We start from the raw sequence: 4,043 nt of genomic DNA on the forward strand, positions 1-4,043 counted from the left end.
CCGTACAACTCCTTGACCAGCGCCGCGTCGACCACGTCGTGGGCCGGGCCGTGGGCGATGATCTCGCCGGCGTTCATCGCGACGACCGTGTCGGCGTAGCGGGCCGCGCCGGCCAGGTCGTGCAGGACCATGACGACGGTCCGGCCGGTGGCGGCGACCTCGCGGACGAGTTCCAGGACCTCGACGGCGTGGCCGAGGTCGAGGGCGCTGGTCGGCTCGTCGAGGAGCACGATCGGGGTCTCCTGGGCGAACACCATCGCGAGCCAGCAGCGCTGGCGCTGCCCGCCGGAGAGCTGGTCGAGGCGGCGCTCGGCGAGTGCGGTGGTGCCGGTGGCGTCGAGGGCCGCTCGTACCGCCTGTTCGTCCGCGCGGGACCACTGGCGGAACAGGCCCTGGTGCGGATGACGGCCGTACCTGACCAGGCCCGCGACGGTGATCGCCTCCGGGGCGGCGGGGGACTGCGGGAGCAGCGCGACGCGGTGGGCGGCGGCGCGCCCGCGCAACTGCCAGACATCGGCGTCCCCGGCCCGCACGGTGCCCGAACTCGGCTTGTGCAGACGGGCGATGGCGCGCAGCAGCGTCGACTTGCCGCAGCCGTTGGGGCCGACGATCGCCACGACCTGACCGGCCGGTACGGACAGGTCGACGCCGCGTACGGCGGTGTGGCCCGGGTAGCCCGCGGTGAGTTCCGCGACGGCGAGATGCATGAGGGTCAGGCCTTTCCGGATGCTGCGGACGAGTCGTTCCTGCCGAACAGCACCCACAGCAGGAAGGGCCCGCCGAGGACGCTGGTGATGACGCCTACGGGGATCTCCACGGGGGCGATCACCCGGCCCAGCGCGTCGGCCGCGCCGATGAGCGCGGCGCCGACGAGGGCGGAGCCGATCACGGGGACGCGGGTGGGCCCGCTGAGCCGGCTCGCGACGACGGGCGCGGCGAGGGCCACGAAGGCGATGGGCCCGCCGATGCCGACGGCGACTCCGGCGAGCGCCACGGCCAGGGCGAGGGTGAGGGCCCGGACCAGGCCGAGGCGTACGCCGAGGGTGCTGGCCGTGTCGTCGTCGAAGCGCAGGAGTTGGAGGCGGCCGCCGGCGATCAGGGCGAGCGGTACGAGGACGAGCAGGATGAACAGCAGGGGCGTGCCGACGGTCCAGTCGCGGCCGCTGAGGCTGCCGACCGTCCAGAGGAACACACCGCCCGCGGTGTTGTCGTTCTCGCGGGACATCACCAGGTCGGTGACGGCGCCGATGACGGTGGAGACGCCGATGCCGACGACGAGGACGCGGTAGCCGCCGCGGCCCGCGCCGCCCGCGCACAGGACCACCAGGACGGCGGCGGCGACGGCGCCGAGCGGGCCGAGCCACCAGTCGCCGAGCATGCCGGTGCTGGAGCCGACGACCGAGGCGACGACGGCGGCGGTCGCGCCTTCGTTGACGCCGATGACATCGGGGGTGGCGAGCCGGTTGCCGGCCAGGGTCTGGGTGAGGCAGCCGGCGATGCCGAGGGCCGCGCCGACCATCAGGCCGACCGCGATCCGGGGCAGCCGGAAGTCCTGCACGAGCATGACGGTGGCCCGGTCGCCGGTGCCGAACAGGCCCTTGACGGTGTCGCCGAACGCCATGCCGGTCGAGCTCGCGAAGGCGCCGAGGGCCACGATCACGGCGAGCAGCACGCTCAGGGCGACCGCGGCGAGGGCGCTGCGGTACGGGAAGAGGAAGGAGAGGGCGCCGACGCGGACGACGGTGGAGTCGGGCGGGGTGACGGAGGGTCCCGCGCCCCCGGGGGTGGCGCTCGTACGCGTACGCAGGTTCATGCCGAAGCTCCCGCCGTGGACAACTTGTCGGAGCGCGCGATCCAGATGAGCAGGGGGCCGCCGATGAAGGCGAGCAGCACGCTGACCGGGGTCTCCCAGGGGCGGATGACGACCCGGGCGAGCAGATCGGCGACGATCATCACGTTGGCCGCGACGAGGGCGGAGAGCGCGAGTTGGGACGCGATCCGCGGTCCGCTGACGGTGCGTGCGGCGTACGGGGCGAGCAGCCCGAGGAAGGCGACGGGCCCGGCGAGCGCGACCGCGGAACCGGCGAGCAGGGTGACCGCGGCGGCGACCACCAGGCGGATGCGGCCCGGGTGGTGGCCGAGGGAGCGGGCGCTGTCGTCGCCGAGCGCGAGCGCGGCGAGCGGCCGGGTGCAGCAGAAGGCGATGACGAGCCCGACGGCGATCAGCGGCATCAGCGGATACGTGTCGGAGGTCTTGATGCCCGCGAGTGAACCGATCGTCCAGTAGCGGTAGGTGTCGAAGGTGGACTGGGTGCTGAGCAGCACGTACGAGGTCAGTCCGTGGAAGGTCGCGCCGAGCGCGGAGCCGGCCAGGACCAGGCGCAGCGGGGAGCCGGCCGTGCGGCCCGATGCGGCGAGCAGCAGGACGACGGCGCTGGCCGCCATGCCGCCGGCGAGGGCCCAGAGCAGCATCGCGTAGGGGGAGTCGACGCCGAAGTACGTGAGGCCCGTCACGACTCCGAGGGCGGCGCCGGAGTTCACGCCGAGCAGTCCGGTCTCGGCGAGCGGGTTGCGCGTGACGGCCTGCAGCAGGCAGCCGGAGGCGCCGAGCGCGATGCCGACGAGTACGGCGGCGACGGTGCGCGGCAGCCGGACGTCCAGGACCGCGAGGCGTATCTGGGCGTCGGCGCGGGCGGTGGGGTCACCGAGGAGGAAGTCCCAGGCGCGGCCGGCCGGGCTGGAGCCGGTGCCGATCAGGAGCGAGGCGAGGACAAGCACGAGCAGCAGAAGCACAAGTGCCGCCGCGGCCAGCAGAGTTGGGCGGTGTGTCCGGTTCACCCGGGATATGGGCGGTTCGGTATCGGCCCTGGGTGCCCCGCCCTCTTGCGTGATCGACATGTGGTTAGCCTAACCTAAGTAACGCAACGGGCTCAGGTCCGGGGTGAACGCCCCGCCCTGCCCGAAATCGCCCCAGTGCAGTGCCGCCCCTGCGGCGCCAACCCGGCCCGGGGCCCTGAACCTTCGGAGACGTACGCCATGTCCACTCACCTCACCTCGCGCGCCCGGCTGACCGCGGCGGCCGCTGTCACGATGGCCTCCGCGCTCGCCCTCACCGCCTGCGGATCGGACAAGGCCGACACCACCGCCGCCGACGACAGCACCGCCAAGAAGGTGTCCGTCACCGACGCGACCGGCAAGAAGGTCCAGGTCCCCGCCGCGCCCAAGAACGTCATCGCGCTCAGCGAGATGGACCTCGACTCGTCGCTCGCCCTCGGCGTGAAGCCCGTCGGCCTCACCGCGGGCCGCGGCCAGAAGGGCGCCCCCGCCTACCTGGCCGACCAGGCCAAGGGCATCCCGGTCGTCGGCGCCGTCACCGGACCCGACATCGAGAAGGTGCTGCAGGCGAAGCCCGACGTCATCCTCGCCGGCCAACTCGCCGACCAGCAGGTGCTGAAGCAGCTCAGCGAGATAGCCCCGACCGTCGTCACCGTCGGCAAGGACAAGGACTGGAAGAAGGCCCTCTCCCTGACCGGCGAGGTGCTCGGCAAGCAGAACGAGGCCAAGACGTTCCTCGCCGCGTACGACAAGAAGGCCGACGGTGTACGGAAGGCGCTCGGTGACCAGGCGGGCGGGACCGTGTCCGTGGCCCGCTACTCCGCCAAGGGCACCGCCGTCATGCAGCAGGGCGTGTTCATCTCCGACGTGCTGAAGGACCTCGGCCTCAAGCGGCCCGGCATCCAGAACGACAAGGGCCAGGGCCACTCCACGCCGCTCAGCGACGAGGACCTGAAGCAGATCGACGCCGACTGGCTGTTCATCGGCACCCTCGCCGCCACCGGCAAGGACGCCGACCTGTTCGGTGAACTCAAGGACAAGGCCGCGTACAAGGAGCTCGGCGCCGTCAAGGACGGGCACGTCACCGAGATCGACGGCTCCAAGTGGACCAGCCTCGGCGGCGCGGAGGCGGCCGTCTCCGTCCTCGACGACATCGAGAAGGCGATGGCCAAGTGAGCGCCACGGTAAGGGATTCGGTGGCCCCCGCC

At 72.6% G+C, this 4,043-nt stretch carries 4 protein-coding genes; 1 reads left to right on the forward strand and 3 read right to left on the reverse strand.

Features of this window, described 5'->3' with window-relative positions; translation table 11 throughout:
* From GUY60_RS35380 to GUY60_RS35390, 3 genes are all read right to left on the reverse strand, one after another.
* A partial coding sequence (locus GUY60_RS35380; RefSeq protein ID WP_161705468.1) for an ABC transporter ATP-binding protein occupies window positions 1–707 on the reverse strand: 707 nt, incomplete at its 3' end.
* Window positions 708–712: 5 nt separating this feature from the next.
* Window positions 713–1,813, reverse strand: coding sequence for a FecCD family ABC transporter permease (locus GUY60_RS35385; protein WP_161705470.1), 1,101 nt, complete (start codon window positions 1,811–1,813; stop codon window positions 713–715).
* Entirely contained in the window at window positions 1,810–2,898 is a 1,089-nt protein-coding gene (locus GUY60_RS35390) for a FecCD family ABC transporter permease (RefSeq protein ID WP_161705472.1), read from the reverse strand. The genes GUY60_RS35385 and GUY60_RS35390 overlap by 4 nt, the downstream gene beginning before the upstream one ends.
* Window positions 2,899–3,036: 138 nt before the next feature.
* Here GUY60_RS35390 and GUY60_RS35395 point away from each other — a divergent pair, with 138 nt between their 5' ends.
* The gene (locus tag GUY60_RS35395) at window positions 3,037–4,011 is read left to right on the forward strand and encodes an ABC transporter substrate-binding protein (RefSeq protein ID WP_161705474.1); all 975 of its coding nucleotides are present in this window, start codon (window positions 3,037–3,039) and stop codon (window positions 4,009–4,011) included.
* Window positions 4,012–4,043: the final 32 nt, after the last annotated feature.

The organism is Streptomyces boluensis (assembly GCF_009908195.1).
Classification (GTDB): Bacteria; Actinomycetota; Actinomycetes; order Streptomycetales; family Streptomycetaceae; genus Streptomyces; species Streptomyces boluensis.

Excerpts from the sequence above, each read along its gene's own strand:
- GUY60_RS35385 (WP_161705470.1), bottom strand. The coding sequence starts at position 1,813 with ATGAACCTGCGTACGCGTACGAGCGCCACCCCCGGGGGCGCGGGACCC.
- GUY60_RS35395 (WP_161705474.1), top strand. The coding sequence starts at position 3,037 with ATGTCCACTCACCTCACCTCGCGCGCCCGGCTGACCGCGGCGGCCGCT.
- GUY60_RS35390 (WP_161705472.1), bottom strand. The coding sequence starts at position 2,898 with ATGTCGATCACGCAAGAGGGCGGGGCACCCAGGGCCGATACCGAACCG.